The following is a 25,389-nucleotide window of genomic DNA, read 5'->3' as shown; positions in this document are numbered from 1 at the left end:
TTGCTCCGGATTAAATAGAACCCCTAGGGTCCTGCCAGTGCCGCGAACCCGGTTCGCGAACGCCTCGATTCCACGCGCCCATGGACCACTTGGGAGAACGACGTGCCGCACCCTCACCCTTTAACGCTCCCCGCCTCGGAGAGCTACCGCTTCATCGCCCCCAACACCCCCCGCGCCCCGAGAATCGCGCGGGACTGGGTCGGGTCGCTGCTCCGGACGACCGATCACCCCGCGTTGGTCGACGCGGCGCGGCTGTGCATGTCGGAGGTGGTGACCAACGCCCACCGGCACACCCGTACCCGGCTGATCCATATCGAGGTGACCGTCGGGCCGGATCAGGTGCTGGTCCATGTGCACGACGACCAGCCCCGCAGCCTCCCCGTACCGGAACTCCCCCGCGCCGACCAGGCGGAGAGCGGGCGGGGCCTCGCGCTGGTCGCGGCGTACGCGGACGACTGGGGTGCGACCAGATACGGCGAGTGCGGCGAACGCGGAGGAACGGGCGTCGGCGTCAAGTCCGTCTGGTTCGCGCTGGCCGAGCGTGGGGCAGCGGCCCGGTGATCGGCGCGTTCGACGCCGTCGACTGGCTGTTCTGCGTCGTCGGCGCGCTGTCCGTGGGCCTGGGGCTGCTCGCCCTCGTCGCCATCCACGCGTCGATGCCGGACCCGCGCCGCGCGATGACACCGCCGCCGCTCGACCGCCCCGGTCACACGTACCACTGCCACTGTTACGAGCGGCCTTTACGCGTGGAGATCCTGGAGCCGGACGGCCGTCCACCGCGAAAACCGGTGGCCCGCGCCCGGCACCGCCGCGCACGCTAGGGCCTATGGAACGAACGCAGGACGAACGTCCCCGTCATGAGATCCGCGCCGCGCAGACCGGGGACACCCTCGTCGTCCACCAGGCGTACGCACCGGAGATCGGTGTCCCGGCCGCGCGGGACGGCCGCTTCCCCGCCGCCTGGAAGCGGGACCGGATGACGTGGATCAAGCCGTCGTTCCTGTGGATGATGTACCGCTCCGACTGGGGCACCGCCGAGGGCCAGCGGACCGTACTGGCCGTGGAGATCACCCGCGAGGGTTTCGAGTGGGCACTGGGCAACGCGTGCGTGTCGCACTACGTGCCCGGGCTCCACGCCGACCAGGCCGCCTGGCGCGAGGAACTGCGCCGGGCCCCGGCCCGGGTGCAGTGGGACCCGGAGCGCGACATCCATCTGCGGCCCCTCCCCCACCGCGCCCTCCAGCTGGGCCTCACGGGCGAGGCGGCCCACCGGTACGCGGACGAGTGGATCGTCTCGATCACGGACGTGACCGCCCTCGCCCACGAGGTCCACGCACACGTGCGGGCGGGCCGCCCCGACGAAGCGCGACGACTGCTCCCCGACGAGACCCCGTACGAGCCGAGCACCCCCGGGGTGACGGCACGGATTCGGGAGGCGTAGCGGCGATGCGGAGAAACCCGCAGCTCAGGAAGGGTACATCTACTAGATTAGTAGAGATTAGTAGCTCACTAGTAGGTCACTGGTATGCCTCTGACTCCTGGACCGGGAGCGCCGAACAGTCCGGCCGCCCAAGCCGCGCCACAGCCGTCTCCCGTTTGCGAAAGGGAGTCGATGGACGTCAAGAGCATGAGGGACCGCCAGTACTGAGCCGCCGTAGTGGAGCGGCCAGGATGAGCTTCGGCCGGGTCGCGCTCGGCGCGCTGGAGCCGCGTCTGGAGGGGAATCTCGCACACGTGAACCGTCACGGTGACACAACTCTCGACGGCTGGCACGGGTGGCTGGCGGCCCGGAGGGACCATGAGTGCAGCCACAGAGGGAACGTTCAGATCCGCCATCTCGCGTTCCTTGACAAGGCGAACCGAACGGCACGTCATCCAGCGGTTCTTCGAGTTGATGGACGAATTCCTCGGGAAGAAGGAAGCGGCTGCCTCCGTACCCGTCAGGCCACCGGTTCCCGCTTCGTGAGCGGGTCGTTGGGGGCGGCCGGGGGCACGGAAACGTCGGTCAACGTCACGGCGGGGGCGGGGGCGGTCGTGGGGACCGCTTCGGTCCTGGCCTCGTCGTCCGCCGGCACGGGGATCTGCACCGGCGACTCGGAGCGTTCCAGCGGCGGCAGCCCCCGCATCAGCGCCCAGTAGCCGAGCGCCGCGATCATGCCGAGGAGCGCGCAGCTCGCCCAGAGCCAGTCCGCGCCGTAGCGGTCGATCATCTGGCCGGACATCAGCGGGGCGATCAGGCTCGCGACGGCCCAGGACAAGGTGTACATGCCCTGGTAGCGGCCCCGGCCGTGGGTCGGGGAGAGCCGGACGACCAGGCCCGTCTGGGTGGGGGCGTTCACGATCTCGGCCAGGGTCCAGACGCAGACCGTCAGGCTGAACACGGCGACCGAGTCCGCGAACGCGGTCAGGCCGAAGCCGAGGCCCACCACGACCGACGACGCGATCAGCAGCATGCGCGGGTCGCGGTGCTGGATGAAGCGGGTGACGGGGATCTGGAGGGCGACGATCAGGACGCCGTTCACGGCCATGGCGAGCCCGAAGTCGGCGGGAGTGAATCCCGCCTCGCCCATCGCGATCGGCAGTCCCACCGAGCTCTGCATGAAGATCAGCGAGATCAGGAACGACAGCCCGACCACACCCATGAACCGGCCGTCGCGCAGCACGGTCCCGAGGCCCACCTCCGGCTCGGCGGCCTTCTCCTGCTCGGTGCGCACCGGACGGGACTCGGGCAGCTTCACGAAGACGACGATCGCGCAGGCGAGGGTCATCACGGCCTCGCCGAGGAACCCGGCGAGATAGCTGTACTCGGCGATGAACCCGGCGGCGATGGAGGAGATCGCGAAGCCGAGGTTGATCGCCCAGTAGTTGAGGGAGAACGCGCGGACCCGGTCCTCGGGGCGGACGATGTCGGCCATCATCGCCTGGACGGCCGGCCGGGACGCGTTGCTGGCCGCGCCGACGAGGAAGGCGACGGCCGCGATCGCGGCGGGGTGCTGGACGAAGCCCAGCAGCGCGACGGACACGGCCGTGGAGGTCTGCGCGACGAGCAGGGTGGGGCGGCGGCCCAGCCGGTCGGCCATGACCCCGCCGCCGAGGGACGAGATCACACCGCCGAGGCCGTAGAGGGCGGCGACGAGTCCCGCGAAGGAGGCGGAGTAGCCGCGCTCCAGGGTCAGGTAGAGCGCCATGAAGGTCGCGACGAAGCCGCCGAGCCGGTTGACCAGGGTGCTGGTCCACAGCCACCAGAACTCCCGGGGCAGCCCGGACACGGTTTCGCGCAGCGCGCGCCCGACGGCGCCGCCGGGACCTCTGACGCTCATACAGGACTCCCCCCTCGGCACACACGGGTGCCCGGTACACACAATGCAGAGATGTAAGTGCTGAAACGCGTAACCACACATTACGAGGGCCTGTCGTGATGGCACCAGTCAATTGACCAGGAACGTCAAACGACTAGGTCACAGGGGGTACGGGGAGCCCCGGGCCGGACATCCGCGACACCCGTCCAGAAGCCGGACCGGGCGCGCGGGCGGCGCAGGGGTTCGATTACGCTCGGGGGCATGGCCGACGCACCGTACAAGCTGATCCTCCTCCGCCACGGCGAGAGCGAGTGGAACGCGAAGAACCTGTTCACCGGCTGGGTGGACGTCAACCTGACCGAGAAGGGCGAGAAGGAGGCGATCCGCGGCGGTGAGCTGCTGAAGGACGCCGGCCTGCTGCCCGACGTCGTGCACACCTCGCTCCAGAAGCGCGCGATCCGGACCGCCCAGCTCGCGCTGGAGTCGGCCGACCGCCTCTGGCTGCCGGTGCACCGCAGCTGGCGCCTGAACGAGCGCCACTACGGCGCCCTCCAGGGCAAGGACAAGGCCCAGACCCTCGCCGAGTTCGGCGAGGAGCAGTTCATGCTCTGGCGCCGTTCGTACGACACGCCGCCGCCCGCGCTGGAGGACGGCACGGAGTTCTCGCAGAGCGGGGACGCGCGCTACGCGACGATCCCGCCGGAGCTGCGCCCCCGTACGGAGTGCCTGAAGGACGTCGTCGTCCGGATGCTCCCGTACTGGTACGACGGCATCGTCCCGGACCTGCTCGCGGGCCGCACGGTCCTCGTCGCCGCCCACGGCAACAGCCTGCGCGCGCTGGTCAAGCACCTGGACGGCGTCTCGGACGAGGACATCGCGGGCCTCAACATCCCCACGGGCATCCCCCTCGCCTACGAGCTCGACGCGGAGTTCCGCCCCCTGAAGCCGGGCGGCACATACCTCGACCCGGCCGCCGCGGCGGCGGCCATCGAGGCGGTCAAGAACCAGGGCAAGAAGAAGTAACGCCGTTTGAGGCAGAGCTGGTTGAACGGGCCCCCTGCCTGCGGATCTTCCGCAGGCAGGGGGCCCGCCGCTGTGCCGGGGCCGCCTCCGGGCCGTCAGGCGCGACGACTCGGGCGGCGGAACGCTTTCCTATCTACTCGTCTACACAAGGAGAGATACGCGATCCCCGAGCCCACTGAGCCATGAGGACCACCCTGCCATACAACTCAGCCGCTCGTCTATACGAGTAAGCGTGTCAGGGTATACGAGTTCGGAATGCCATCTCCCCCGCGCACCCCGGCCGACCCCCCGTTCACGTGGCCGGGAGCTGGTACGACAGGACGTAGGCGTCCGCCGCCATGATCGTGTCGCAGACCTCCACGGGCCGCCCCTCGGTGTCGAAGGCGGTCCGGATCAGATGGATCACAGGCACGCCGGCCGCCAGGTGAAGCGTCTTGACCTCGGCGGGCGTGGGCATCCGGGCGCGGATCTCCTCCTCGAAGTGTTCTAGGCGGTGGCCCAGCTCTTCGAGGCGGGCGTAGATCCCGCCGGGACCGGGGTTCGGCTCCGCGATCGGCGTACCGCGCGCGATGTCGAGCGGCAGGTACGAGGTGGCGAACTCCACCGGCCGTCCGTCGAGGAGGTACCGGCGCCGCCGGGCGAGGACCCGCCGTACGGAGCCCAGCCGGGTGGAGATGTCCTGGCCTGCCTTTTCCTCCTTCACCTCCAGGCTGTCGACCTGGGGGTGGCTGCCTGCCGCGTCCGCCTCCACGATGAACGCGGACTTCCCCTGTTCACGGTGGCGCCGGGCGAACCGGTCGGAGGCAAGGCGCCGTACGGGCGGGCGCGGCCGCACGAAGACGCCCCTTCCGTGCTCGGCATGCACCAGACCCTCGCCCTGGAGGACGGAGAAGGAGTTCCGGACAGTCATCCGGGAAACCCCGTAGTGATCCACCAACTCGGCTTCCGAGGGCAGCTTCTCGCCCTCCCGGAACCGCCCGCGGTCGATGGCCTCGCGCAGTTGGTCGGCGATCTGCCGGAAGACCGCACGGTCGCTCGTGGGGTCGAGGTCACCGAGCAGGCCCGAGGACAGGGGGCTCACATGTACTCCTTTAGGTATCTAGACGAGTGGGTGAGTGTGGTTGCTACGGTGGAGAGCCTAGTCATCCGAGAGGGCCGAGGAACGTGAGCACAGAACGCCCGCACTCCGTGAGCGTGGCCGGGGTCGTCGTCGACGACCGGGGACGGGCCCTCCTGATCCAGCGTCGCGACAACGGTCATTGGGAACCGCCGGGCGGCGTCCTCGAACGCGAGGAGACCATCCCCGAAGCCCTCGAGCGCGAGGTCCTCGAAGAGACCGGCATCAAGATCGCACTCCCCGCCACCCTCACCGGGGTCTACAAGAACATGACCGGGCTGATCGTCTCGCTGACCTTCCGCTGCGAGGCGGCCGACGGCACACCCACCACCGGCGACGAGACCCGAGCTCTGCGCTGGGCCACCCGGGAAGAAGTCTCCGAACTCGCCGACGAGGCGTACGCGATCCGCGTCCTGGACGCGCTCGACGCGGCATCCCCGCCGGCCGTCCGCGCCCACGACGGCGTGAACCTCATCTAGTCCGAACCCGCTGTGCATGACGGCCTACCAACATGAAGGAACTTATATGCACGAGTATATGAGTAAGGCGAAGGTCTGGGGCATGTCCTGCCCCGGATTCCCCGAAGAGGTCAGCCGAGCCCGCCGCTGGACCCGTGACATCCTGCGCGGATCACCCTTGGCAGACGACGCCGAACTGATCGTGAGCGAGCTGAGCGCGAACGCGATCCTCCACACGGCCAGCGGCAAGGAATCAGGCAGCTTCCATCTGGCACTCGCGGTGTCACCCCAGGTGGTTGCCCTCTCGGTGACAGACGACGGCGCCATCCACTCGGCCCCGAAGGTCGAGCGCTTGGAGGCGGACGCCGAACACGGCCGGGGCCTCGGCATGGTCAGCGCAATCGCTCACCGGGTCGTGGTCCACGACAGTCAGAACGGCCACACAGTCACCGCGGAACTGTTCACGGACGTTCGAACGGGAGGCCACCCGTGCTGACGAGCGCAGCCGCGGACTTAGCCACCGACAGCCAGAGGGGCGTGTACCGCTGCCGGGCAGCCGCCTACTTCCAGCAGGAGGCAAGTCCCATCCCCCTCGGGTCGCACGATGCAATGAGCCCCCGCCTCGCACTGCGCTGGCTCCGCGAACGCGTCACCAACGTCACGGACCAGCTCGACAACGCATATGCCCAACCAGGCCGCTTCTGGCTTCGGGACGAGACCGAGCGCGACCGAGCTCTCGCCTACCTCACCGGCGGCATGGCCTACCAACTCACCCTGCACGACGAGAGCACGCGCTACGTCCTCATGGCCTGTCCCCCGGGAGCCGCCGCATGAAAGAACTCACCCCCGGCTACTGGTGCGAGTGCTGGACCGAGGACACGACCAAGGCAGAGGAGCCAGCGCTGGTCGGCTCCTTCGACGCACACTCCGCCGCGGAGGCAGACCGCTGGATCGCCATCGCACTCCGCACCATCACCTCATCACTGACCTCGGGAGCTCTCGAAGAGGCTTGGGACTGGCTATATGAGGGCCGGGTCGAGACGAGAAGAGCCTTCCTGCGGTCGGATCCGTGCACAGTCTCGGTGGAGCAAGCCGGCACGCGGATCACTTGGACAGCGCGACCGGCGCTCTTCCTGGCCCTCGCACACCGACAGGGACAAGAACTCCCCGTCTGCGTCGCGGAATTCAAGGGTTACGACGGCAATCCCCTATTACGGCGGGTCATCACTAGGGTGGCGACATGACAGAGACGGGAAGATCCAGGAGACCGCCTAGGCCGCTGAGCGAGCTGGCCGAGGTGTATGACCTCCTGGAGGAGGTGCGGCTGCGCCCCGGCATGTGGGTCCGTCGCAGTTCGCTACAACATCTGGACTCCATCCTTACCGGGTACCGCGTAGCCCTGGAGATCCACGGGGTTGAGGAAGAGTTCGACTTCCTGCACACCGGTCCCTTCGCCGAATGGTTGTGGAAGCGGTTGGGCATGGCGTATCCCAGCGCCCTGGGCTGGGCAGTCGAAATCGAGAGGGCCGCGGAAGCAGCCAACGTGCCCGCGATGGAGCTGTTCTTCGACCTGCTGGACGAGTTCCGCGCCGCACACCATGGCGCCCAACCTTCAGCCGAACAAGCACATAAGGCGTCTCCCGAGACCGAACAGCCCCACAGCGCCGAGTGAGTTACAACTTTCTCTACTGGTTCAAGCCCCGGCTGCGCTCCGCTCCGCCGGGCGGGCTTCCCGGCTCCGCTGGGGCTGCCGCTCCTGCCTTCGGCCCGCTCCGCCCCGCTGCGCCGACGCCCGCCCACTGTGAATAGGTCCGGAGGCCATGAGTCGAACACTCGACGACTTCGGCCCACGGTCAAAGACGATGCCTCCGGCGGGGGATCGGCCGGCACCGGGTGGGAGGTGCCAACCGGATTGCGAGCGCGATGTCGTTGCAGGCTCTGTTGGGGCGCGTTCTCGACGTGCCGTTGTCGCCGTTGCCTGAGCCGTACCGCACGAGCGAGGTATGAGCCGGTCGGCCGTCCCTGGGCCGTCTCTGGGCCGTCCGAGGTTGCCGGACAGCGGCCAAGGTCGGCCAACAACGACCACCAGGCGCACGAGTCCACCACTCCTGAGCTGCGAAAACCCAGCTCATCAAGATCCCAGGCAAGACCCAGGGCAAGAAGAAGTAACACCGTTTGAGGCAGGGCTGGTTGAACGGGCCCCCTGCCTGCGGATCTTCCGCAGGCAGGGGGCCCGCCGCTGTGCCGGGGCCGCCTCCGGGCCGTCAGGCGCGACGACGCTGGCGGCGACCGTGGTCCGGGCCGGTGCCGGACGGGTCCCGCCGCGTTCCCGGGGCCGGCGTCGTTCACTCCTGCGAGTGAACAGCCGAGGCATCGCCCCAGGTCCGCCAGGCCGGCCGGGAGACTGGGGCGGGTCCGTGGATCACGCACCGGAGGAGCGATCGTCATGGCGGAAGAGCTGTTCGCGACGTTGAAGACGAATCAAGGTGACATCGAGGTTCGGCTGCTGCCGGACCACGCACCCAAGACGGTCAAGAACTTCGTGGAGCTGGCCAACGGCGACCGGCAGTGGATCGATCCGACGACCGGGCAGCCGAGCACCGAACCGCTCTACGACGGGACGGTGTTCCACCGGGTCATCGAGGGCTTCATGGTCCAGGGCGGTGATCCCCTCGGCAACGGGACGGGCGGACCCGGCTACACGTTCGCCGACGAGTTCCACCCGGACCTGGCGTTCACCAAGCCCTATCTGCTGGCCATGGCGAACAGCGGGCCGGGCACCAACGGGTCCCAGTTCTTCATCACCCTGTCGCCGACCGCCTGGCTCACCGGCAAGCACACCATCTTCGGTGAAGTCACCGACGACGCGAGCAAGCGGGTCGTCGACGCCATCGGCACGACGGAGACCAACCCCCGCAACGACCGCCCGGTGCGGGACGTGGTCATCGAGAAGGTCGTCGTCGGGACCCGCTGACCTCGCTCACCGCGTCTGCGGTCCGGTCCCCCCTCCGTTCACGGCGCCGTTCCGCCCGTCCCACGCGGGTTCGTCTCCCGGGCCCGGGCAAGCAGGGCCCGCTGCGCGTCGACCCATCCCGACGGCAGGGCGAACAGGGGCACGGTGACCGTGACACCCGACGCGGGTGCGTCGTGCACGGTCACCGCCATCCGGTCGTGGCCGTCGGGCCTGAACCTCATGGACGGGACGCGCCCCCCGCCGAGCCATCCGGCGTGCCTCCGGGACGCCAAGGTCTCCAGGACCGTCTCCCACTCCTCCAGGTCCTCCGGCGTCACCACTGCCCGGAACGTGGCATTGAGGGACTCCGCCGTGACGGCTATCTCGCATTCGAGATAGCCGTCGCCCGACAGGGAGTCCCGTATCCGTATGACGACGCTGTGGCCGCTCGTCCCCGGCCGGTCCGCCAAGTGGATCAAGTCGGCCCCGTCGTACGTCGGTTCCATGATTTCCCCTCCCGGGTCGGCTGACCCGGGCATCCTCTCCTGCCGCACCGACAACGCGGTGCTCCCCGGCCCCTCAGCCCCCCGGGCCCGCCCCCGCGTCCAGCTCGCACAGCGTCCCGTAAGCCGCCTGGATGAAGGGGGCGCCCAAGGTAGGGGCCGTGTTCGTCAGGGCCGCGAGGGCCGTGCCGGAGCGGGGGAGGAAGCCCACGAAGGCGGTGAAGCCGCGGGTGCCGCCCGAGTGGTGGAGGAGGGGGCGGCCGTCGCGGGGGCGGAGGTTCCAGACGAGGCAGAGGCGGTTGGCGGAGCGGGGGAGCGCGAGTCGTGGGCGCTGGACGTCGGCCAGGGCCGCGCGCAGGGGCGGGGGTGCGGGGCTCGACGGCGGGTCGAGCAGGGCCGTCAGCACGGTGAGCAGGTCCCGGGCGCTGGAGCGCAGGGCCCCTGCGGCGGGCAGGCCGGGGATCAGCCAGACGGGACGGGGGTGCCCGCGCCAATGGCCCTGGGCCTGGGGGCGATCGGGGTCGCAGTCGGTGTCCGTCAGGCCCAGGGGGGTGAGGACCCGTTCGGTGAGGAGGGCGCCGTACCCTGCGTCCGGGTCCTCGTCGCTGCCTCCGGCCGCGCGGGCCAGCGCGTGGCCGAGCAGTCCGGCCCCGAAGTTGGAGTACCGCACCCGGGTGCCGGGGCGGTGGCGTGGCTCGGCACGGGAGAACGCCGCCAGCAGCTCGGCGGAGGAGTATCCCGCGTACGGGTTGGTGAACCACGCGCGACGGGCCGAGCCGGTCAGCAGGCCCGGGGGCAGCCGGGGCAGCCCGGAGGTGTGGGTGGCCAGATGCAGCAGGGTGATCGGCGGGGCGGCGGCACCGCGCGGAAGATAGCGGGCGACGGGGTCGTCGTACCGGACCTCGCGCCGGGCGACCAGCTCCGCGAGCAGCAGCGCGGTGAACGTCTTGGTGACCGAACCGGTCTCGAAGCGGGTGCCGGTGTCACCGCCGCGCGCCAGCGCGGTCCGTTCGCCGCCCCGGATCGCCGACACAGCCACGGCCGGCCCGCCCTTGGCGGTGTCCAGCAGTGGCCGCAGCCGGGCTTCGAGGGACGGGGACGGGGACGGGTCGGTCACCTGGTCGCGGGGTGGGCCGTCCACGCGCGGTTCACCGCCCGCCCCACCGTGACCCATCGCACCGCCGCCGGCCGGACCACCCACCGGCGTCCGGCCACCGACCGGGGCGCCCGCTCCACCACCGCCGACTGCCTCACCCGCGAGAGCAGAACCGCCCGCCCCACCGCCGTCCAGGTCCCTCGCACGCGCCTCGTCGCCCGCCCCACCGTGGCCCACCGCACCGCCGCCGACCGGACCGGCCGAGGCAGGACCGCTCGTCCCACCGCCGCCTACCGCCCCACCCGCGAGAGCAGAACCGCCCGCCCCACCGCCGTCCAGGTCCCTCGCACGCGCCTCGTCGCCCGCCCCACCGTGGCCCACCGCACCGCCGCCGACCGGACCGGCCGAGGCAGGACCGCTCGTCCCACCGCCGCTCGGCCCGCCCGCCGGCACCGCGCCGTCGCCCGGGGCACCCGCGAAAGCAGGACCACTCACCCCACCGCCGCTCGGCCCGCCCGCAGGCACCTCACCAGCCACTCCACCACCGCCCCCGCCGACTGGTTCACCCCCGCGGGCCGGGCCACTCACCCGGCCGTCGCTCCGGCCGTCGCACCGGCCGCGCGGGCCAGCGCGATCGAGCCCGCCATGGCGGTGACGACCACCGTGTGCTGGTGGTCCGTGAAGCGCTGCTGCGGGTCGTCGTCCACGGGGTCGCCGTCGCGGGGGATGAAACCGTCCTCGTGCTGGAGGGACGCGATCGCGTCCCACGCCGCGGGGTCGCAGTACGGCTCGTCCAGGCTGGCGCCGACGATGAGCAGTTCGCCCACGAGGTCCCACTGGGCGACCTCCAGCCAGATGTCGGTCCACACCGGCAGCCAGGTCCGCAGGTACTCCGCCAGCTCGGGCGCGAGGTCCTGCGGGCGGCCGCCCCAGTCGGTGAGGTGGAAGACGGTGTGGGTCATCGCGTAGGCGGTGATCCAGTTGATGGCCCATGGCTCGGGCCTGCCGCCGAGCCAGGTGGCGCGGGCGAGCGCCGACCAGTCCTCCTGGCTGTCGAGGCCCGCGACCCGGGCGGCGTTGGCGACGGCCAGCCGGCGGTTGGGCATCTGCTCGACGCCCTGGACGGAACGCAGCCCGCCGAGGTGGCCGAGCAGCCGGTGCAGGTCGGGGTGGCGGTACCCGCAGCGGGCGAACGTCGCGTACGTCTCCAGCGGGTCGGTCATCAGGATGTGCTGGAGCTGGCGCTCGTAGAGCATGTCGCCGCCCCGGAACTGCTCCCAGGTGAAGTCCAGCAGGTCCTGCGCGGCGACCAGCTGCCCGGCGCCCGCGACGCCCTCCCGCAGCACGATGGACGCGGCCAGCGCCGTCTCGCCCAGCGGCTTGTAGACGCTGTCGGGGTCGGCGAGCGTCTCCGAGCTGCCCTGCGGAAGGGCCCCGTAGGCGCGGTTGGCGTGCAGCCAGGACAGGGACCGGTCGGTCATGCGCCGGGCCACCAGCGCCACGGACTCGGGAACCGCTGTCGTCATGTCCGTACCGCCTCTGATTCCTGCGGGAGCCGTCCGTCGAGCAGATGCCGGGCGATGGCCAGGTCGACCGCGGTACGGGGGCCCACCCCGCCCAGCAGCCGTACGTGCTCCGCCATCGGCGCCGGGTCCACGGGCAGGGCGACGCCCTCGTGGTGCAGCCAGGCGAGCCAGCGGACGAGGCACACGGCCGTGCGGTGGTCCCGGCGCAGCACCGAGCGGGTGGCGCCGCGGGCCAGCGGCAGGGCCGCCGCGCGCGCCGCCTCGTGCACCGGGCCGTCGAGGCCGGGGATCGCGAGCGTGGCCAGCTGCGCCATGCGTACGGACCAGCGCCGCCAGTCGGTGGTGTCGGCGAGCTCGTCGTCGCCCTGGGGCGGTGCGGTGGTGCCCGGGGCGCTCCCGCCGCTGAACCGGGCCAGGCACTCGGCCGTCGCCCAGTCGCGCCAGGCGAGGGTCCGCTGCTCGGTACGGGCGGTGGGGGCCTGCGCGGTGGGGTCCGGGGCGGGGAACGCGGCGAGGGAGCGGGCCACGGTCGCCGCGTCGTCGGTGTGGAAGGGGACCCCGGTCAGGACGTGCGGGGTGAAGGTGTCCGCGCCGATCACCCTGATCGCGGCGAGGGCGGCCACCGAGTCGGAGGCGGTGTCGAAGTGCCGGGAGACGAACGCCGTGCCCCCGGCGCCCCGAAGGGCGCTGAGGACACGGGTCGCGAGTTCGTCCGCCGCTGAGGCGAAGTCCGCGCGGGAACTCACTTGCCCGTCGGCTCCTTCGGCTCCTTCGGGGACAGGAGCAGGAGCGCGAGGAGCAGGCCGGCGGCCTCCGGTGCGTAGACCGGCGCACCGCTGACGGTGGTCTCCGGTTCCAGCATCAGCGTTCCTACGGCCGACATCTCACTTTCGGTAGCGACGATGCGGGTGTCCTTGTGGGTGAGCATCTGTGCCTCCTTCGAGAGCGACATATCACCACTTATATGGTGATGCCGCTTCCGAGGTTAGCCGCTGGTACGGGAATTGGAGCCTTGAGGTCCGGATATTCAGCCGAACGGGGGCGCGCCTCCGGCGCCGTCACGGCGGCGCGGATGCGCGCCGGAGTGCGCCACCGTCTCCGACCTGCGGTTTCGCGACCCGCACTCCGTACGGGGGAGGGGGCCGCCCGCGGGGGCGGCTTGAGGTGGCGGCTGGAGGGGTGGGCGAACTTATAGGGTTCCGGGAGGAGTTGCCCCCGGCCGGTCAGGGGTGGCGGGCGGCGGCGGACGGGTACGTGGCCCCGGTCCGTGGCACCCCGAGGGGGCGCGGGCGCCTCCGTGAGTGAGCCCCCACACCCCCGCACCTCGTCCGACCGTCCGGTTCACCCGAACAGCGGACGACGAGGGCACCCCTTATCCGCAACATCAGCCAAGGGGAGTGCTCCCCAGCACGGACGTGGGGCCCCCGCACACCGCCCACCCGGGGGAAACCTCACCGCGTCCGCGTCGTAAGCATTCCGTGACCTCACCACACCGACCGCATGGGTTCACCGTCCGTTCACCTGTGGCCGTAGGCCGCGTCACCTGTTCTGCCTAATTTCGGTCGTACCGGGTGCGAACCGGGGCCTTCGTGGTCCAGGGCCCCGTAACCGGTGAACGCACGACCGGACACCCTCCGGACCTCCGCGGCGCACCTCTTCCGCGCCGAGGGGGTCCGACCGACGACACGCACGCCGCCGACGCAACGCGCGGCTCCTGGAAGGAACACCCGAAAAGTGAAGCTTCAGCGCAAGAACCGGCTGCGCGCCCTCTCCCTCGGTGCGGTCGCCGTCTCCGGCGCCCTGGCCCTCACGGCGTGCGGCTCGGACGACACCGGCGGCGGTTCCACCGACGCCAGCGGCGGCGCGCAGACCGCCGCCGCGGGCTCCATCGCCTGCGACGACGCCAAGGGCGAGGTCCTCGCGGCCGGGTCCTCCGCGCAGAAGAACGCCATCGACGCCTGGGTGAAGAACTACCAGGCGGCCTGCGAGGACGTCCGGATCAACTACAACCCCAAGGGGTCCGGCGCCGGCATCACCAACTTCCTCCAGGGCCAGACCGCGTTCGCGGGCTCCGACTCGGCGCTCAAGCCGGAGGAGATCACCGAGTCCGCCAAGGTCTGCGAGAACAGCCAGGCCATCGACCTGCCGATGGTCGGCGGCCCCATCGCCCTCGGCTACAACGTCCCCGGCGTGGAGAACCTCGTCCTGGACGCCCCGACCCTCGCCAAGATCTTCGACGACAAGATCAAGACCTGGGACGACGAGGCCATCGCGAAGCTGAACCCGGGCGCCGACCTGCCGGACACCAAGGTGCAGGCGTTCCACCGCTCCGACGAGTCCGGCACCACCGACAACTTCACCAAGTACCTGAAGGACGCCGCTCCAGGCGACTGGAAGTACGAGGGCGGCAAGGCGTGGCAGGCCAAGGGCGGCCAGTCCGCGCAGGGCTCCTCGGGCGTGGCCCAGCAGGTCAAGGAGACCCCGGGCGCCATCTCGTACTTCGAGCTGTCGTACGCCAAGGACGGCATCAAGACCGTCGACGTGAAGACGGACGCCACCCAGCCGGTCAAGGCCACCTCGGACAACGCGTCCAAGGCCATCGCCGCCGCCAAGATCGTCGGCAAGGGCAAGGACCTCGCCCTGGAGCTGGACTACACGCCGACCACCGAGGGCGCGTACCCGATCACCCTGGTGACGTACGAGATCCTCTGCGAGAAGGGCAACGACCCGGAGACCCTGCCGGCCGTCAAGTCCTTCCTCACCTACATCGCGGGCGAGGACGGCCAGAGCCTGCTGTCGAGCAACGGCTACGCCCCGCTGCCCGCCGAGATCGCCACCAAGGTCCGCGAGACGATCGCCTCGCTGAGCTGACCTGAGCGTGCGGGCGGACCCCGCTCCTTCCCCGGCCCCCGCCGAAGAGGGACCACGGTCCGCCCGCACCGTCCGGTGCACCGCCGCCTGGAGCCGCGCACTTCCCCGCACGGCTCCGCAGACCGGAGAACTCCATGGACATCACCACCACACAGGACACCGCTCCTCCCCCGCTGTCACCGCCGCCCGCCGAGACCCGGCAGAAGCAGGCGGCGCGCGGCGCCACCCGCCCCGGCGACCGGATCTTCCTCGGGCTGTCGCGCGGCTCCGGCATCTTCCTGCTGGCCCTCATGGCCGCCATCGCGGTCTTCCTGACCTATCGCGCCGCGCTCGTCCTCACGAAGAACGAGGGCAACTTCTTCACCACGTTCGAGTGGGAGGCCAACGGCAGCCCGCCGGTCTTCGGCATCGCCGTACTGGCCTTCGGCACGATCGTCTCCGCGCTGATCGCGATGATCATCGCGGTCCCGGTCGCCGTCGGCATCGCGCTGTTCATCACCCACTACGCGCCCCGCAAGCTCAGCGGCCCCATCTCGTACGTCATCGACCTGCTGGCCGCGGTGCCGTCCATCGTGTACGGGCTGTGGGGCGCGCTGGTGCTCGTCCCGCATATGACCGGGCTGTTCAGCTGGCTGGACGAGTACTTCGGCTGGACCGGGATCTTCGCCTGGCAGGGCGGCGCCCCGCGCTCGATGCTCACCGTCGGCATCCTGCTCGCGATCATGATCCTGCCGATCGTGACGAATGTGTCGCGCGAGGTGTTCAAGCAGGTCCCGCAGATGCACGAGGAGGCCGCGCTCGCGCTCGGCGCCACCCGCTGGGAGGTGATCCGGATGGCGGTCCTGCCGTTCGGACGCTCCGGCGTGATCTCCGCGTCGATGCTCGGGCTCGGCCGCGCGCTCGGCGAGACGATGGCCGTCGCCACGGTCCTGTCGCCGACGTTCGACATCAACGCCAGTCTGCTCGACCCGGGCGGCGGCACCTTCGCCCAGAACATCGCCAGCAAGTTCGGTGAGGCCAACACCACCGGCCAGGACGCGCTGATCGCCTCCGGCCTGGTCCTGTTCGTCATCACCCTGCTGGTCAACGGCGCGGCACGGGCCATCATCGCCCGTCGCAAGGAGTACTCGGGGGCCAACGGATGAACCAGTCAGCCACCACCACCCAGCGGCCCGAGCAGCCCGAGTCCCGTATCCGGGGCGCGAGCCTGCCCCGCTGGACGCCGTGGGCGGTCGCCGGGGCGTCCGTCGCCCTCTCCGTCACCGCCGGTCTCCTCTTCGACCTGCACAGCCGGGTGCAGTGGGGCCTGATCGCCGCGCTGCTCTTCGTCGCGCTCACCTACGCCGTCGCCGCGCGGGTCGAGGGGCGCCGCCAGGCCAAGGACCGGGTCGCCACGAGTGTCGTCTGGGTCGCCTTCGTCCTCGCGGTCATCCCGCTGGCGTCCCTCATCTGGGAGACCGTCAAGCGCGGGGTGACCGTCCTCGACGGCTACTTCCTCAGCCACTCGATGGGCGTCGTCGCGGACACCGAGACCGGCGGCGGTATCTACCACGCGCTGATCGGCACACTGGAGCAGGTCGGCATCGCGACCCTGGTGTCGGTGCCGATCGGTGTCCTCACCGCGATCTACCTCGTCGAGTACGGCCGCGGGAAGCTCGCGGCGGCCGTCACCTTCTTCGTCGACGTGATGACGGGCATCCCGTCGATCGTCGCGGGTCTGTTCGTCCTCAGCTTCTGGATCCTGATCCTGGACCTCGGGCCGTCCGGCTTCGCCGGTTCGCTGGCCCTGGCCATCCTGATGATGCCGGTCGTGGTCCGCTCCACGGAGGAGATGCTCAAGCTCGTCCCGAACGAGCTGCGCGAGGCGTCCCTCGCGCTGGGCATCCCCAAGTGGCGGACCATCCTCAAGGTGGTGCTGCCGACCTCCATCGGCGGCATCACCACGGGTGTGATGCTCGCGGTCGCGCGCATCACCGGTGAGACGGCACCCGTGCTCCTGCTGGTCTGGGGCACCAACTTCATCAACAACAACCCCTTCGACGGCGCCCAGGCGTCGCTGCCGCTGTACATCTACCAGCAGTACGCGAACAGCGCGGGTTCCGGCGCGGCGTACGACCGTGCCTGGGCCGCGGCGCTCACCCTGATCGCCTTCGTCATGATCCTGAACCTGGTGGCACGCGGTATCGCCCGCTGGAAGGCCCCGAAGACCGGTCGCTGACCGCGGCCCTCCCGAAAGAAGTGAAACCCATGGCCAAGCGAATCGACATCAGCGGTCTCACCGCGTACTACGGCTCCCACAAGGCGATCGAGGACATCTCGATGTCCGTCGAGCCCCGGTCCGTCACCGCGTTCATCGGCCCCTCCGGCTGCGGCAAGTCCACGTTCCTGCGGACGCTGAACCGGATGCACGAGGTCACGCCCGGCGGACGGGTCGAGGGCAAGGTGCTCCTCGACAACGAGGACCTGTACGGGGCGCAGGTCGACCCCGTCGCGGTGCGGCGGACGGTCGGGATGGTGTTCCAGCGGCCGAACCCGTTCCCGACGATGTCGATCTTCGACAATGTCGCGGCCGGGCTGAAGCTCAACGGCTCGTACAAGAAGTCCGAGCTGGCCGACGTGGTCGAGAAGTCGCTGAAGGGCGCGAATCTCTGGAACGAGGTCAAGGACCGGCTGAACAAGCCCGGTTCCGGGCTGTCCGGCGGGCAGCAGCAGCGGCTGTGCATCGCGCGGGCGATCGCCGTGGAGCCGGACGTCCTGCTGATGGACGAGCCGTGCTCGGCGCTGGACCCGATCTCCACGCTGGCGATCGAGGACCTGATCGGGGAGCTGAAGGAGCGCTTCACGATCGTCATCGTCACGCACAACATGCAGCAGGCGGCGCGGGTGTCCGACCGGACCGCGTTCTTCAACCTCGCGGCGGTGGGGCAGCCCGGGCGGCTCGTGGAGATCGACGAGACGGAGCGGATCTTCTCGAACCCGTCCGTACAGGCCACGGAGGACTACATCTCCGGCCGCTTCGGCTGACCGGTCGGGCCCTGGTCCGGGCCGTTGCTCGTCCGGTTCGGCCTCGGCCGTCCGGCGCGTTCGGGCTTCGGCCGTCCGGTGGGGCCTTGGTCGTCCGGCGCGTCCGGGGGCTTGGGCCGTCCGGTGGGCCCTTGGCCGTCGGGCCCTGTCCGGGCTTCGGCCGTCCGGTGGGCCCCTAGTCGTCCGGTGTGGCTTTGGCCGTCCGGTGTTCCGGTCTCCTCGCGGTGCTGCATGGCGGTGCCACCGCGAGGTGTGGGACCCGCCCCTGAACTCCCTGGGGCGGGTCCCTTCTTCGTTACGGGTCGCCTTCGCTTGCGCTTCCTAGGTCTGTCCGGGTGGGCGTACTTCGTTGCTGTGCCGTCGGTCGGTGGGTTCGCGCAGTTCCCCGCGCCCCTTTGGGGCGCGTTCTGCCGGTTCTTCGGGTCGGGGCCGGTCGGGATTCTCCGTCCTCGCTCCAACGCGCTCGGTCGGACATCCCCCTTGTCCTGCTGAAGAGCATCGGAGTCTGCGGGCAGAGATTCCCGCCCACCCCCTCACGTGAGTCCTGCGACTGCGCGGGGAGGGCGGTTTTCACCCGGACCTCCGGGCCGGCGGAGGTCGTGAACATGCCACAAACAGCGGCAATCCGGCCATGGCGCGGCCGGGTCCTGGCTGGGCCGTTCATGCGTGTGGAAGGCCGCCGCACACGGGGTGTGACGGTGACGGGGGTCCGCGCCCTGTCCGGCGTCGTCACGCGGGGAACACGCGCCGGTCTCCCGTGGCAGCGCGGATCGCGGACGGCCGTCCGCTCGTCGCCGCCCGTCGGGGCGGGGCGGCCATGAGCCGGGCGTCGGGACCTTCCCCGCCATACGGATGCCGCGGAGTCGTCACGCGCGGATGTCCGGTGGGGACCGGCTCATGACGACGGGCTCGGATGCCCCTTGATGATCCGGGACTTGATCCGGGTGTGGCCCCTGGCCGCCACCCGGTGGGACGGCCGTACGTGATCCCGGGCCCGCCACCCGGCGGAATTGCACTCGAAGAACATATGTGTTCCGAGGCTGTTCATATCGCGAACCCAACCGGATAAACCATCGGGATGTGCGGGGTCGACCGACTGTTCAGGGGCCAGGACTCGGTCTCACCTCGGCAACTCCGATGCATTCACGGAGTAATGGGTGGGGTGGAGCACAACCAGCCGCAAGCGGGTGCACCGTTGGGCCTGAAATCATCCCTGGAGGGGTTCCGGCATGCTCTGGACAAGCCTGCGGGCGATGGGTAAGTTCACGCCTCGTCATCATTCGATCGGCTCCATCAAGAGCCATTCCGTGAAAGAACGTGAACGAAGGCGGCGCCACGACGGGCAGCAGCCCTGCCGGGACGCGTACGGCGATATGGCCGACTCGCGGACGACGGTGGAGGGGTGCGCAGCAATGGCGCGTGCCGTCATGTATTCGCACGGAAAGCCCCGTCGTCAAGGAGTGGGATGAAAATGCTGAACAAGCGTGCCCAATTCGCCCTGGCTGCCGCCGCCGGAACGATTGTCGCCGTGCTGGGCCCCGCGCAGTCGGCCAGTGCCGCCATACCCACGCAGAACGCCGACAGCAACTGCGACTACAGAAGCTGCCCGGTCGGTCACGCCGGCCAGTTCCACCTCCACTACAACTCGAAGGAAAACGACGGCTACTACTCCGGCACCGCCAGCTTCTACGGCAATGTGACCAACTACGCCGGAGAGACCTACGGACACAACGGCGGCGCCAACCCTGTCCACTACAAGTTCGTCTTCGGGAAGAACTCGTCGGGGCTGAACGGGCCCGGCACCGGGCAGGCGGTCAAGAACAACGCCGCGTCGGCCGAGAACTGCTCGCCGTGGGACTCCTACCGCGTCTACTTCAACTCGGGCTACCAGGGTTCGTCGCAGTACTTCGGCCACACCAACGGAAGCCAGCTGTGCGCGGGCGGCGTGCACATGAACCTCAACGCCACCCTGAAGAACAACAATGCGTCGCAGCACTTCGCCTGAGCGACGCGTCGCCCTGCTCGCCATGACCGTGCTCGTCGGCACGGTCCTGGCGGGCTGCGGCCCGGGGGAGCGGCCGGCCGAGCACTCGGGGTCGAAGGCCGCACGGACCTTTGATGACGTCGACCGCTCGCAGTGGCCCGATGCCACGCCCCGACGGGGGCTCGCCAAAGGACTCAAACTGCCGCTGGAGCGGTACATGCAGTCCTATGAGCAGCGCGTGGCCATCGACCAGGCGGTGCGTGACCAGCAGACCGCGTGCATGGCGGGATTCGGATTCGAATTCCGTCCGCCGCCGGCCGGTACCACGCCGCCGCCCAACCCCAACGACGCGAATATGGAGCGACGTTACGGCATCACCGACCGGGTCGTCGCCGAGCGGCATGGATACGGGCTCGCCAAGGAAGAACCGCCCGCCGGTTCCTCGTCCCCGAAGCTGGGCGAAGCCGCCACCATGGTGCTGTCCGGAGCGGTCGACAAGGGTGACACCAAGTCTTCCGCGCCGATCTCCTACAAGGGCAAGGAGATCCCTCAGGGCGGCTGCTCCGGATGGGCCCCGAGGAAGGTAGGGGCCGCGGGTCTCGATTTCTCACTGGTCAGCCGGCTGAACTACGAAAGCCTCACGCGGTCGCAAGGGACGCCGAAGGTGCGTGCCGCGCTGAAATCGTGGTCCCGCTGTATGAAGGAAAAGGGATACGAGGTGGCCATTCCCTTCGATGCCATCCACCTCACCACTGGCAAAGGGAACGGGAGCGAGAAGGCCGTGGCCATCGCGCTCGCCGACATCGACTGCAAGAAGTCGACCGATCTCGTGTCGATCTGGTACCGGGTCGACTCCGGTATCCAGCGTGAGCAGATCAAGCAGCATCGAACCGGTCTGGAGGCGAGCAGCAAGCAGAACGAGACCGCCGTCCGGACCGCGGAGCGGTTGCTGCGAGGCTGACCCCCCGCCGCGAGAGAACGTCCTGCCATGCCCTGTCCCTCCGGCTCGAGTGCTGCCGGGCACCGGCTCCCTGACGGTTCCGTGGCCCGGCGGCCTGGACCGCGCCCGCGCGCCCCCGCCGCCGGAGGGCCGCGCCGGACTGCCCCATGGCCACACATGCCGATCGTGACCGCTCTCCCGGGTGAGGACCGCCTTCGCTCGCGCCTCTGGGCGCTGCCTCCTGTTGTTGTCCGCCGGGCGGCCTGGTTCTCGTCGGCGCGCGGTTCCCTGCGGGTCGCCTTCGCTTGCGCCTCCGAGGTCTGTCCGGCGGGACGTACTTCGTTCCTGTGCCGTCGTTCGGTGGTTTCGCGCAGTTCCCCGCGCCCCTTTGGGGCGCATCCGGCCGGTTCTTCGGGTCGGGGCCGGTCGGGATTCTCCGTCCTCGCTCCAACGCGCTCGGGAAGACGTCCAGTGGCCGCGCTGGTGGCGTCGGAGTCTGCGGGCAGAGATTCCCGCCCACCCCCTCCCGCAGCAGGGCGACTGCGCGAGGAGAGGAGTGCCCCTTCAGGGGCGCGGGGAACTGCGCAAAAACGAGAACCGGCCCGCACCCGAAGAGCGACCGCAAGGGGCAGCACCTCAGCGGCGCGGGGAACTGCGCACCCACGGACGACCTGTGCAAGGACAAGTACGCCCAGCCGGAGAGACCTCGGAAGCGCAAGCGAAGGCGACCTGCGGGGAATGCGCACCCCACGAACCACCTGTGCGGGGACACGTACGTACAGGAGTGGAACCCCGGAAGTGCCGCCCTGGTGGACGCGTACCCGTCGGGGGCCTACCGTTCGGCGCATGGTGGAACGACGTGCGATTCCCGGCGGTTCGGTGTTCGAGGAACGGATCGGATACGCCCGTGCCGTGGTCGACGGCGACCGGGTGCATGTGTCCGGGACGACCGGGTTCGACTACACGACGATGACCATCGCGGACGGTGTCGTGGAGCAGGCCGAGCAGTGTCTGCGCAACATCGAGGCGGCGCTGACCGAGGCGGGGTGCACGTTCGCCGATGTGGTGCGGGTGCGGTATCTGCTCCCCGAGCGGGAGGACTTCGAGCCCTGCTGGCCGGTGCTGCGCCGCTGCTTCGGTGAGGTGCGGCCGGCCGCCACGATGATGGTGTGCGGGCTGGCGGACCCCCGGATGAGGATCGAGATCGAGGTGGACGCGCGACGGGTCACCGCGTAGCCGGGATCGGTACGTCGGTACGTGTCCGGTACGTCGGTACGTCGTACGTGTCGGTACGTGGGTGGGGGCGGCTACCGCGCTGCCGGGGCCGTGACGCGTGAGCCCCCTGGACCCGTCCGGTGCGTCAGGGCTGGGTGTCGGAGTCCCCGGGGGCGGGGCCGTCGGCCGCGGGCTGCTCGCCGGACGGGGCGGACGTGGGCCGGGCGTCGGACGTGAGGTGGGCGTCGCCGGACGGAGTGTCGGCGGTCGGGGTGTTCGCGGAGGTCAGGTGGGCGAAGGCGTCCAGGTTGCGGGTGGACTCGCCACGGGAGACGCGCCACGCGTACTCGCGGCGGATCGATGTCGCGAAGCCCAGTTCGAGCAGGGTGTTGAACGCGCCGTCGGCCGCTTCGAGGACCGAGCCGAGGACGCGGTCGATCTCGTCGGGGGTGACCGCCTGGAGCGGGAACCTGCCGGTCAGGTAGATGTCGCCGAGGGGGTCGACGGCGTAGCCGACGCCGTAGAGCTTGAGGTTGCGTTCCAGCAGCCAGCGGTGGACGCCCTCCGCGTTCTCGTCGGGGTGCCGGATCACGAACGCGTTCAGGGACAGCGTGTGCTTGCCGACGATCAGGGACACCGTCGTGGTGAGTTTGCGGGTGCCCGGGAGCTTCGCCACGTAGGTGCCAGGGCCGGGGTTCTCCCACTCGATCCCGGCCTCGGTCAGCACCCGCTCGATGATCGTCGCCGCGTCAGCCATACGGGGAGCCTACGGGAGACCTGTGACACCGCCGGGGTGACGCGTCTGTGGTGATCGACACGGGCACGCGCGCGTGCCCGTGTTCTCAGGTGTGCCGGGCGCGGGCCTTGCGGCGGAACTCGTGCATGGCGTCCGCGTAGACGTCCGACGTGGTGGAGGCCGCGCGGTCCCAGCCGAAGGACTCGGCGTGCCGGGCCGCCTCCGCGCCCATCCGGAAGGACATCGCGGGGTCGTCGGCGAACGCGCCCAGCACGCGCGCGTAGGCGATCGGGTCATGACCGGGGATCAGGAAGCCGGTGTGCCCGTCGCGCACCGCGACGGGCAGTCCGCCGACCGCCGCCGCGAGGACGGGGGTACCGGTGGCCTGGGCCTCGATCGCGCAGAGTCCGAACGACTCGTTGTACGAGGGCATCACGAGGACCGAGGCGGCCCGGAACCAGTCGGCGAGCTCGTCCTGGCCGACCGGCGGCCGGAACCGTACGACATCGGCGATCCCCAGCCGTGCCGCGAGCTTCTGGAGCCCTTCCGGGCGGGCCAGGCCGCTGCCGCTGGGGCCGCCGACGACGGGGACGACCAGGCGGTGGCGCAGTCCGGGACGTTCCGCCAGCAGGACGGCGACCGCCCGCAGCAGGATGTCCGGCGCCTTCAGGGGCTGGATGCGGCCGGCGAAGAGGGGCACCAGGGCGTTCGGGGGGAGTCCGAGGCGGGCGCGGGCGGCGAGGCGGCCGTCGGCGGGCCGGAAGCGGTCCAGATTGACGCCGGGGTGGACCACCGCGGTCTTGCCGGGTTCGGCGTCGTAGTGCCGGACCAGTTCGTCGGCCTCCTCGGAGGTGTTCGCGATGAGCCGGTCGGCGGCGCGGACGATCTGGGTCTCGCCGATGACCCGGGCGGCAGGTTCGGGGGTGTCACCGTCGGCGAGCGCGGCGTTCTTGACCTTCGCCATGGTGTGCATCGCGTGCACCAGGGGGACGCCCCAGCGTTCGGCGGCGAGCCAGCCGACGTGCCCGGACAGCCAGTAGTGCGAGTGGACCAGGTCGTAGTGGCCGGGCCGGTGGCGGGCCCACGCCTGCATGGTGCCGTGGGTGAAGGCGCAGAGCTGCGCGGGCAGGTCCTCCTTGGCGAGGCCCTCGTAGGGACCGGCGTCGACATGCCGGACGAGGACGCCCGGGGCCAGCTCCACGGTCGGCGGCAGCCCGCCGGTGGTGGCCCGGGTGAATATCTCCACCTCGATGCCCTGCGCGGCCAGCCGCCGGGCGAGCTCGACGATGTAGACGTTCATCCCGCCCGCGTCGCCCGTGCCTGGCTGGTGCAGCGGCGACGTGTGCACGCTCAGCATCGCCACCCGGCGGGGTCTGCGGTGGGCGCCCGGCAACCGCAGTCGGGGCGGGGAGACGGCGGAACGTCGTCCGAGCCTGCTGACGTACTGGCTCACGAAGCGGTCCTCCTCGCGGCTGCTTCCGGTCGTCTGCCGTGCTGTGGTGCTGATCACCGAGCTCGTGCGCGACCGCGTGCGGTGCCCGACGGAGGGCGCGGCCCACCCTCCGAAGCGCTCCAACACCGGAAGTCATCGCTCCATTTCCATTTTGCCCAACTATTACGTTGCCTTCCTCAACCTCGCAGCTCACAGCCCTGGAGGCCCGGCCCGGGCCGCCCGGCCGGAGGGTCCGCGAGCCGCCCCGCCTGGATACCCTCTGGACATGCCCTCCCGCCCCGTGGGGACGGTGACCCGTGGGACCACCAACCCGAACCGGCTGCGCCGGATGGACCGCTGGATCGCCGCCGCCCATGCCCCCGCCCTGCGCCGCGCCGCCGAACCCGTCGCCGTCGACCTCGGATACGGCGCCGCTCCCTGGACCGCGGTGGAACTGCTGGGGCGGCTGCGGACCGTCGCGCCACGCGCGCGCGTGGTGGGTGTAGAGATCGACCCCGCGCGCGTGGCCGCCGCCGAGCCGTACGCGCGCGAGGGCCTCACGTTCCGGCACGGCGGCTTCGAGGTGCCCTTGCCGGGCCGCCCGCTGCTGATCCGCGCGGCGAACGTGCTGCGCCAGTACGACGAGTCCGAGGTGGCGGAGGTCTGGCGGCGGCTGTGCGGGCGGCTCGACCCGGAGGGACTGCTGGTCGAGGGCACCTGCGACGAGATCGGGCGCCGTCATGTGTGGGTCGCGCTCGGTCCCGAGGGCCCTCGTACGGTGACGTTCGCGACCCGGCTGGCCGCGCTGGAGCGCCCCTCGGACCTCGCGGAACGGCTGCCCAAGGCGCTGATCCACCGCAATGTGCCGGGCGAACCGGTGCACGCGTTCCTGCGGGACTTCGACCGCGCGTGGGCCGCCGCGTCGCCGTACGCGTCGTACGGGGCCCGGCAGCGGTGGATGCGGGCGGTACGGGATCTCGCCGCGGGCGGCTGGCCGGTGCTGGACGGTCCGGTGCGCTGGCGGCAGGGCGAAGTGACCGTGTCCTGGGGGGCGCTGGCCCCGGTGGGGTGAGACGCGCTCGGGGACGGGTGGGGTGCGCGGGATGGGTGCGGTGGTCGGGGCGGGACGCCGTACGTGGGGCTGCTGGGTGTGGAGGTGGCTTGGGTGGGGTGTGGGGGCGGCGGGCGGCGCTATGCGGGCGTCGGGCTGTC

General features: G+C 70.6%; 26 protein-coding genes and 1 pseudogene. 18 read left to right on the top strand and 9 right to left on the bottom strand.

The window, feature by feature from the left end:
* Positions 1 to 102: 102 nt before the first annotated feature.
* The 3 genes from AB852_RS03210 to AB852_RS03200 are packed head-to-tail and all read left to right on the top strand — an operon-like array spanning position 103 to position 1,441.
* Positions 103 to 561, top strand: coding sequence for an ATP-binding protein (locus AB852_RS03210; protein WP_073783344.1), 459 nt, complete (start codon positions 103 to 105; stop codon positions 559 to 561).
* Positions 558 to 821, top strand: coding sequence for a hypothetical protein (locus AB852_RS03205; RefSeq protein WP_073783342.1), 264 nt, complete (start codon positions 558 to 560; stop codon positions 819 to 821). The genes AB852_RS03210 and AB852_RS03205 overlap by 4 nt, the downstream gene beginning before the upstream one ends.
* Positions 822 to 826: 5 nt before the next feature.
* Positions 827 to 1,441: a DUF4291 domain-containing protein gene (locus tag AB852_RS03200; RefSeq protein ID WP_073783340.1), complete on the top strand. Its 615-nt coding sequence runs from the start codon at positions 827 to 829 to the stop codon at positions 1,439 to 1,441.
* A gap of 499 nt (positions 1,442 to 1,940) precedes the next feature.
* Here the strand turns inward: AB852_RS03200 and AB852_RS03195 are convergent, their stop codons facing one another.
* Positions 1,941 to 3,320, bottom strand: coding sequence for an MDR family MFS transporter (locus AB852_RS03195; RefSeq protein ID WP_079184255.1), 1,380 nt, complete (start codon positions 3,318 to 3,320; stop codon positions 1,941 to 1,943).
* A 240-nt stretch (positions 3,321 to 3,560) separates the two neighbouring features.
* Between AB852_RS03195 and AB852_RS03190 the strand changes: the two genes are divergently transcribed.
* Positions 3,561 to 4,322 (top strand): phosphoglyceromutase, encoded by a 762-nt coding sequence (locus AB852_RS03190; RefSeq protein ID WP_073783338.1) that lies wholly within the window; start codon positions 3,561 to 3,563, stop codon positions 4,320 to 4,322.
* Positions 4,323 to 4,614: 292 nt separating this feature from the next.
* Here AB852_RS03190 and AB852_RS03185 read toward each other — a convergent pair whose 3' ends face one another.
* On the bottom strand, positions 4,615 to 5,403 hold the full coding sequence (locus AB852_RS03185) for a GntR family transcriptional regulator (protein ID WP_073783336.1): 789 nt from the start codon (positions 5,401 to 5,403) through the stop codon (positions 4,615 to 4,617).
* A gap of 107 nt (positions 5,404 to 5,510) precedes the next feature.
* Here AB852_RS03185 and AB852_RS03180 point away from each other — a divergent pair, with 107 nt between their 5' ends.
* The 6 genes from AB852_RS03180 (at position 5,511) to AB852_RS03155 (ending at position 8,871) form a co-directional block, all read left to right on the top strand.
* Positions 5,511 to 5,918, top strand: coding sequence for an NUDIX hydrolase (locus tag AB852_RS03180; protein ID WP_073783334.1), 408 nt, complete (start codon positions 5,511 to 5,513; stop codon positions 5,916 to 5,918).
* Positions 5,919 to 5,964: 46 nt separating this feature from the next.
* Positions 5,965 to 6,393: an ATP-binding protein gene (locus AB852_RS03175; protein ID WP_073783332.1), complete on the top strand. Its 429-nt coding sequence runs from the start codon at positions 5,965 to 5,967 to the stop codon at positions 6,391 to 6,393.
* Between the two features lie 113 nt (positions 6,394 to 6,506).
* Positions 6,507 to 6,731, top strand: a complete 225-nt coding sequence (locus tag AB852_RS03170) for a hypothetical protein (protein ID WP_245876593.1) — start codon at positions 6,507 to 6,509, stop codon at positions 6,729 to 6,731.
* A complete protein-coding gene (locus AB852_RS03165) occupies positions 6,728 to 7,141 on the top strand; it encodes a hypothetical protein (RefSeq protein ID WP_073783328.1) in 414 nt (137 codons plus the stop codon). Before AB852_RS03170 ends, AB852_RS03165 begins: the two co-directional genes overlap by 4 nt.
* Entirely contained in the window at positions 7,138 to 7,569 is a 432-nt protein-coding gene (locus tag AB852_RS03160) for a hypothetical protein (protein WP_073783326.1), read from the top strand. The genes AB852_RS03165 and AB852_RS03160 overlap by 4 nt, the downstream gene beginning before the upstream one ends.
* 774 nt (positions 7,570 to 8,343) lie before the next feature.
* Positions 8,344 to 8,871 carry a peptidylprolyl isomerase gene (locus AB852_RS03155; RefSeq protein WP_073783324.1) on the top strand — a complete coding sequence of 176 codons (528 nt, stop codon included), beginning with the start codon at positions 8,344 to 8,346 and terminating at the stop codon, positions 8,869 to 8,871.
* Positions 8,872 to 8,909: 38 nt separating this feature from the next.
* Here the strand turns inward: AB852_RS03155 and AB852_RS03150 are convergent, their stop codons facing one another.
* The 5 genes from AB852_RS03150 to AB852_RS03130 all read right to left on the bottom strand — a co-directional run bounded on the left by AB852_RS03150 (position 8,910) and on the right by AB852_RS03130 (position 12,927).
* A complete protein-coding gene (locus AB852_RS03150) occupies positions 8,910 to 9,356 on the bottom strand; it encodes a DUF5959 family protein (RefSeq protein ID WP_107499166.1) in 447 nt (148 codons plus the stop codon).
* Between the two features lie 73 nt (positions 9,357 to 9,429).
* On the bottom strand, positions 9,430 to 10,494 hold the full coding sequence (locus AB852_RS03145) for a serine hydrolase domain-containing protein (RefSeq protein WP_245876592.1): 1,065 nt from the start codon (positions 10,492 to 10,494) through the stop codon (positions 9,430 to 9,432).
* Between the two features lie 539 nt (positions 10,495 to 11,033).
* A complete protein-coding gene (locus AB852_RS03140; protein WP_073783320.1) occupies positions 11,034 to 11,975 on the bottom strand; it encodes a DUF6895 family protein in 942 nt (313 codons plus the stop codon).
* Positions 11,972 to 12,721, bottom strand: a complete 750-nt coding sequence (locus tag AB852_RS03135) for a hypothetical protein (protein ID WP_073783318.1) — start codon at positions 12,719 to 12,721, stop codon at positions 11,972 to 11,974. The genes AB852_RS03140 and AB852_RS03135 overlap by 4 nt, the downstream gene beginning before the upstream one ends.
* Positions 12,718 to 12,927 (bottom strand): hypothetical protein, encoded by a 210-nt coding sequence (locus AB852_RS03130; RefSeq protein ID WP_245876591.1) that lies wholly within the window; start codon positions 12,925 to 12,927, stop codon positions 12,718 to 12,720. Before AB852_RS03130 ends, AB852_RS03135 begins: the two co-directional genes overlap by 4 nt.
* Before the next feature lie 782 nt (positions 12,928 to 13,709).
* Here AB852_RS03130 and pstS point away from each other — a divergent pair.
* The 7 genes from pstS (at position 13,710) to AB852_RS03095 (ending at position 22,030) form a co-directional block, all read left to right on the top strand.
* A complete protein-coding gene (pstS, locus tag AB852_RS03125) occupies positions 13,710 to 14,846 on the top strand; it encodes a phosphate ABC transporter substrate-binding protein PstS (protein ID WP_073783314.1) in 1,137 nt (378 codons plus the stop codon).
* Positions 14,847 to 14,980: 134 nt separating this feature from the next.
* Positions 14,981 to 15,991: a phosphate ABC transporter permease subunit PstC gene (gene pstC, locus AB852_RS03120; protein ID WP_073783312.1), complete on the top strand. Its 1,011-nt coding sequence runs from the start codon at positions 14,981 to 14,983 to the stop codon at positions 15,989 to 15,991.
* Positions 15,988 to 17,064, top strand: coding sequence for a phosphate ABC transporter permease PstA (pstA, locus tag AB852_RS03115; protein ID WP_073783309.1), 1,077 nt, complete (start codon positions 15,988 to 15,990; stop codon positions 17,062 to 17,064). Before pstC ends, pstA begins: the two co-directional genes overlap by 4 nt.
* Before the next feature lie 29 nt (positions 17,065 to 17,093).
* Positions 17,094 to 17,870: a phosphate ABC transporter ATP-binding protein PstB gene (gene pstB, locus AB852_RS03110; RefSeq protein ID WP_073783307.1), complete on the top strand. Its 777-nt coding sequence runs from the start codon at positions 17,094 to 17,096 to the stop codon at positions 17,868 to 17,870.
* 1,471 nt (positions 17,871 to 19,341) lie between these two features.
* Positions 19,342 to 19,875 carry a hypothetical protein gene (locus AB852_RS03105; protein ID WP_107499116.1) on the top strand — a complete coding sequence of 178 codons (534 nt, stop codon included), beginning with the start codon at positions 19,342 to 19,344 and terminating at the stop codon, positions 19,873 to 19,875.
* Positions 19,876 to 19,897: 22 nt separating this feature from the next.
* On the top strand, positions 19,898 to 20,815 hold the full coding sequence (locus AB852_RS03100; RefSeq protein ID WP_073783304.1) for a hypothetical protein: 918 nt from the start codon (positions 19,898 to 19,900) through the stop codon (positions 20,813 to 20,815).
* Between the two features lie 825 nt (positions 20,816 to 21,640).
* Positions 21,641 to 22,030, top strand: a complete 390-nt coding sequence (locus AB852_RS03095; RefSeq protein ID WP_073783302.1) for a RidA family protein — start codon at positions 21,641 to 21,643, stop codon at positions 22,028 to 22,030.
* A gap of 262 nt (positions 22,031 to 22,292) precedes the next feature.
* Here the strand turns inward: AB852_RS03095 and AB852_RS03090 are convergent.
* A pseudogene (locus tag AB852_RS03090) lies at positions 22,293 to 22,766 on the bottom strand (type III secretion system chaperone family protein); the annotation flags it as partial.
* 85 nt (positions 22,767 to 22,851) lie between these two features.
* A complete protein-coding gene (gene mshA, locus AB852_RS03085; RefSeq protein WP_073785323.1) occupies positions 22,852 to 24,198 on the bottom strand; it encodes a D-inositol-3-phosphate glycosyltransferase in 1,347 nt (448 codons plus the stop codon).
* 265 nt (positions 24,199 to 24,463) lie between these two features.
* On the opposite strand from mshA, the gene AB852_RS03080 reads away from it, so the two are divergent.
* Positions 24,464 to 25,249, top strand: coding sequence for a class I SAM-dependent methyltransferase (locus AB852_RS03080; protein ID WP_107499115.1), 786 nt, complete (start codon positions 24,464 to 24,466; stop codon positions 25,247 to 25,249).
* Positions 25,250 to 25,389: the final 140 nt, after the last annotated feature.

Origin of the sequence: Streptomyces uncialis, assembly GCF_001905345.1 — a bacterium.
Taxonomy (GTDB): domain Bacteria; phylum Actinomycetota; class Actinomycetes; order Streptomycetales; family Streptomycetaceae; genus Streptomyces; species Streptomyces uncialis.
The sequence above is the reverse complement of the archived record's forward strand: the minus strand, read 5'-3'. Positions and strand labels throughout refer to the sequence as shown.

Excerpts from the sequence above, each read along its gene's own strand:
- AB852_RS03200 (WP_073783340.1), top strand. The coding sequence starts at position 827 with ATGGAACGAACGCAGGACGAACGTCCCCGTCATGAGATCCGCGCCGCG.
- AB852_RS03195 (WP_079184255.1), bottom strand. The coding sequence starts at position 3,320 with ATGAGCGTCAGAGGTCCCGGCGGCGCCGTCGGGCGCGCGCTGCGCGAA.
- AB852_RS03190 (WP_073783338.1), top strand. The coding sequence starts at position 3,561 with ATGGCCGACGCACCGTACAAGCTGATCCTCCTCCGCCACGGCGAGAGC.
- AB852_RS03175 (WP_073783332.1), top strand. The coding sequence starts at position 5,965 with ATGCACGAGTATATGAGTAAGGCGAAGGTCTGGGGCATGTCCTGCCCC.
- AB852_RS03170 (WP_245876593.1), top strand. The coding sequence starts at position 6,507 with ATGAGCCCCCGCCTCGCACTGCGCTGGCTCCGCGAACGCGTCACCAAC.
- AB852_RS03165 (WP_073783328.1), top strand. The coding sequence starts at position 6,728 with ATGAAAGAACTCACCCCCGGCTACTGGTGCGAGTGCTGGACCGAGGAC.
- AB852_RS03160 (WP_073783326.1), top strand. The coding sequence starts at position 7,138 with ATGACAGAGACGGGAAGATCCAGGAGACCGCCTAGGCCGCTGAGCGAG.
- AB852_RS03155 (WP_073783324.1), top strand. The coding sequence starts at position 8,344 with ATGGCGGAAGAGCTGTTCGCGACGTTGAAGACGAATCAAGGTGACATC.
- AB852_RS03150 (WP_107499166.1), bottom strand. The coding sequence starts at position 9,356 with ATGGAACCGACGTACGACGGGGCCGACTTGATCCACTTGGCGGACCGG.
- AB852_RS03140 (WP_073783320.1), bottom strand. The coding sequence starts at position 11,975 with ATGACGACAGCGGTTCCCGAGTCCGTGGCGCTGGTGGCCCGGCGCATG.
- AB852_RS03130 (WP_245876591.1), bottom strand. The coding sequence starts at position 12,927 with ATGTCGCTCTCGAAGGAGGCACAGATGCTCACCCACAAGGACACCCGC.
- pstC (WP_073783312.1), top strand. The coding sequence starts at position 14,981 with ATGGACATCACCACCACACAGGACACCGCTCCTCCCCCGCTGTCACCG.
- pstA (WP_073783309.1), top strand. The coding sequence starts at position 15,988 with ATGAACCAGTCAGCCACCACCACCCAGCGGCCCGAGCAGCCCGAGTCC.
- pstB (WP_073783307.1), top strand. The coding sequence starts at position 17,094 with ATGGCCAAGCGAATCGACATCAGCGGTCTCACCGCGTACTACGGCTCC.
- AB852_RS03105 (WP_107499116.1), top strand. The coding sequence starts at position 19,342 with ATGCTGAACAAGCGTGCCCAATTCGCCCTGGCTGCCGCCGCCGGAACG.
- AB852_RS03100 (WP_073783304.1), top strand. The coding sequence starts at position 19,898 with ATGACCGTGCTCGTCGGCACGGTCCTGGCGGGCTGCGGCCCGGGGGAG.
- AB852_RS03095 (WP_073783302.1), top strand. The coding sequence starts at position 21,641 with ATGGTGGAACGACGTGCGATTCCCGGCGGTTCGGTGTTCGAGGAACGG.
- AB852_RS03080 (WP_107499115.1), top strand. The coding sequence starts at position 24,464 with ATGCCCTCCCGCCCCGTGGGGACGGTGACCCGTGGGACCACCAACCCG.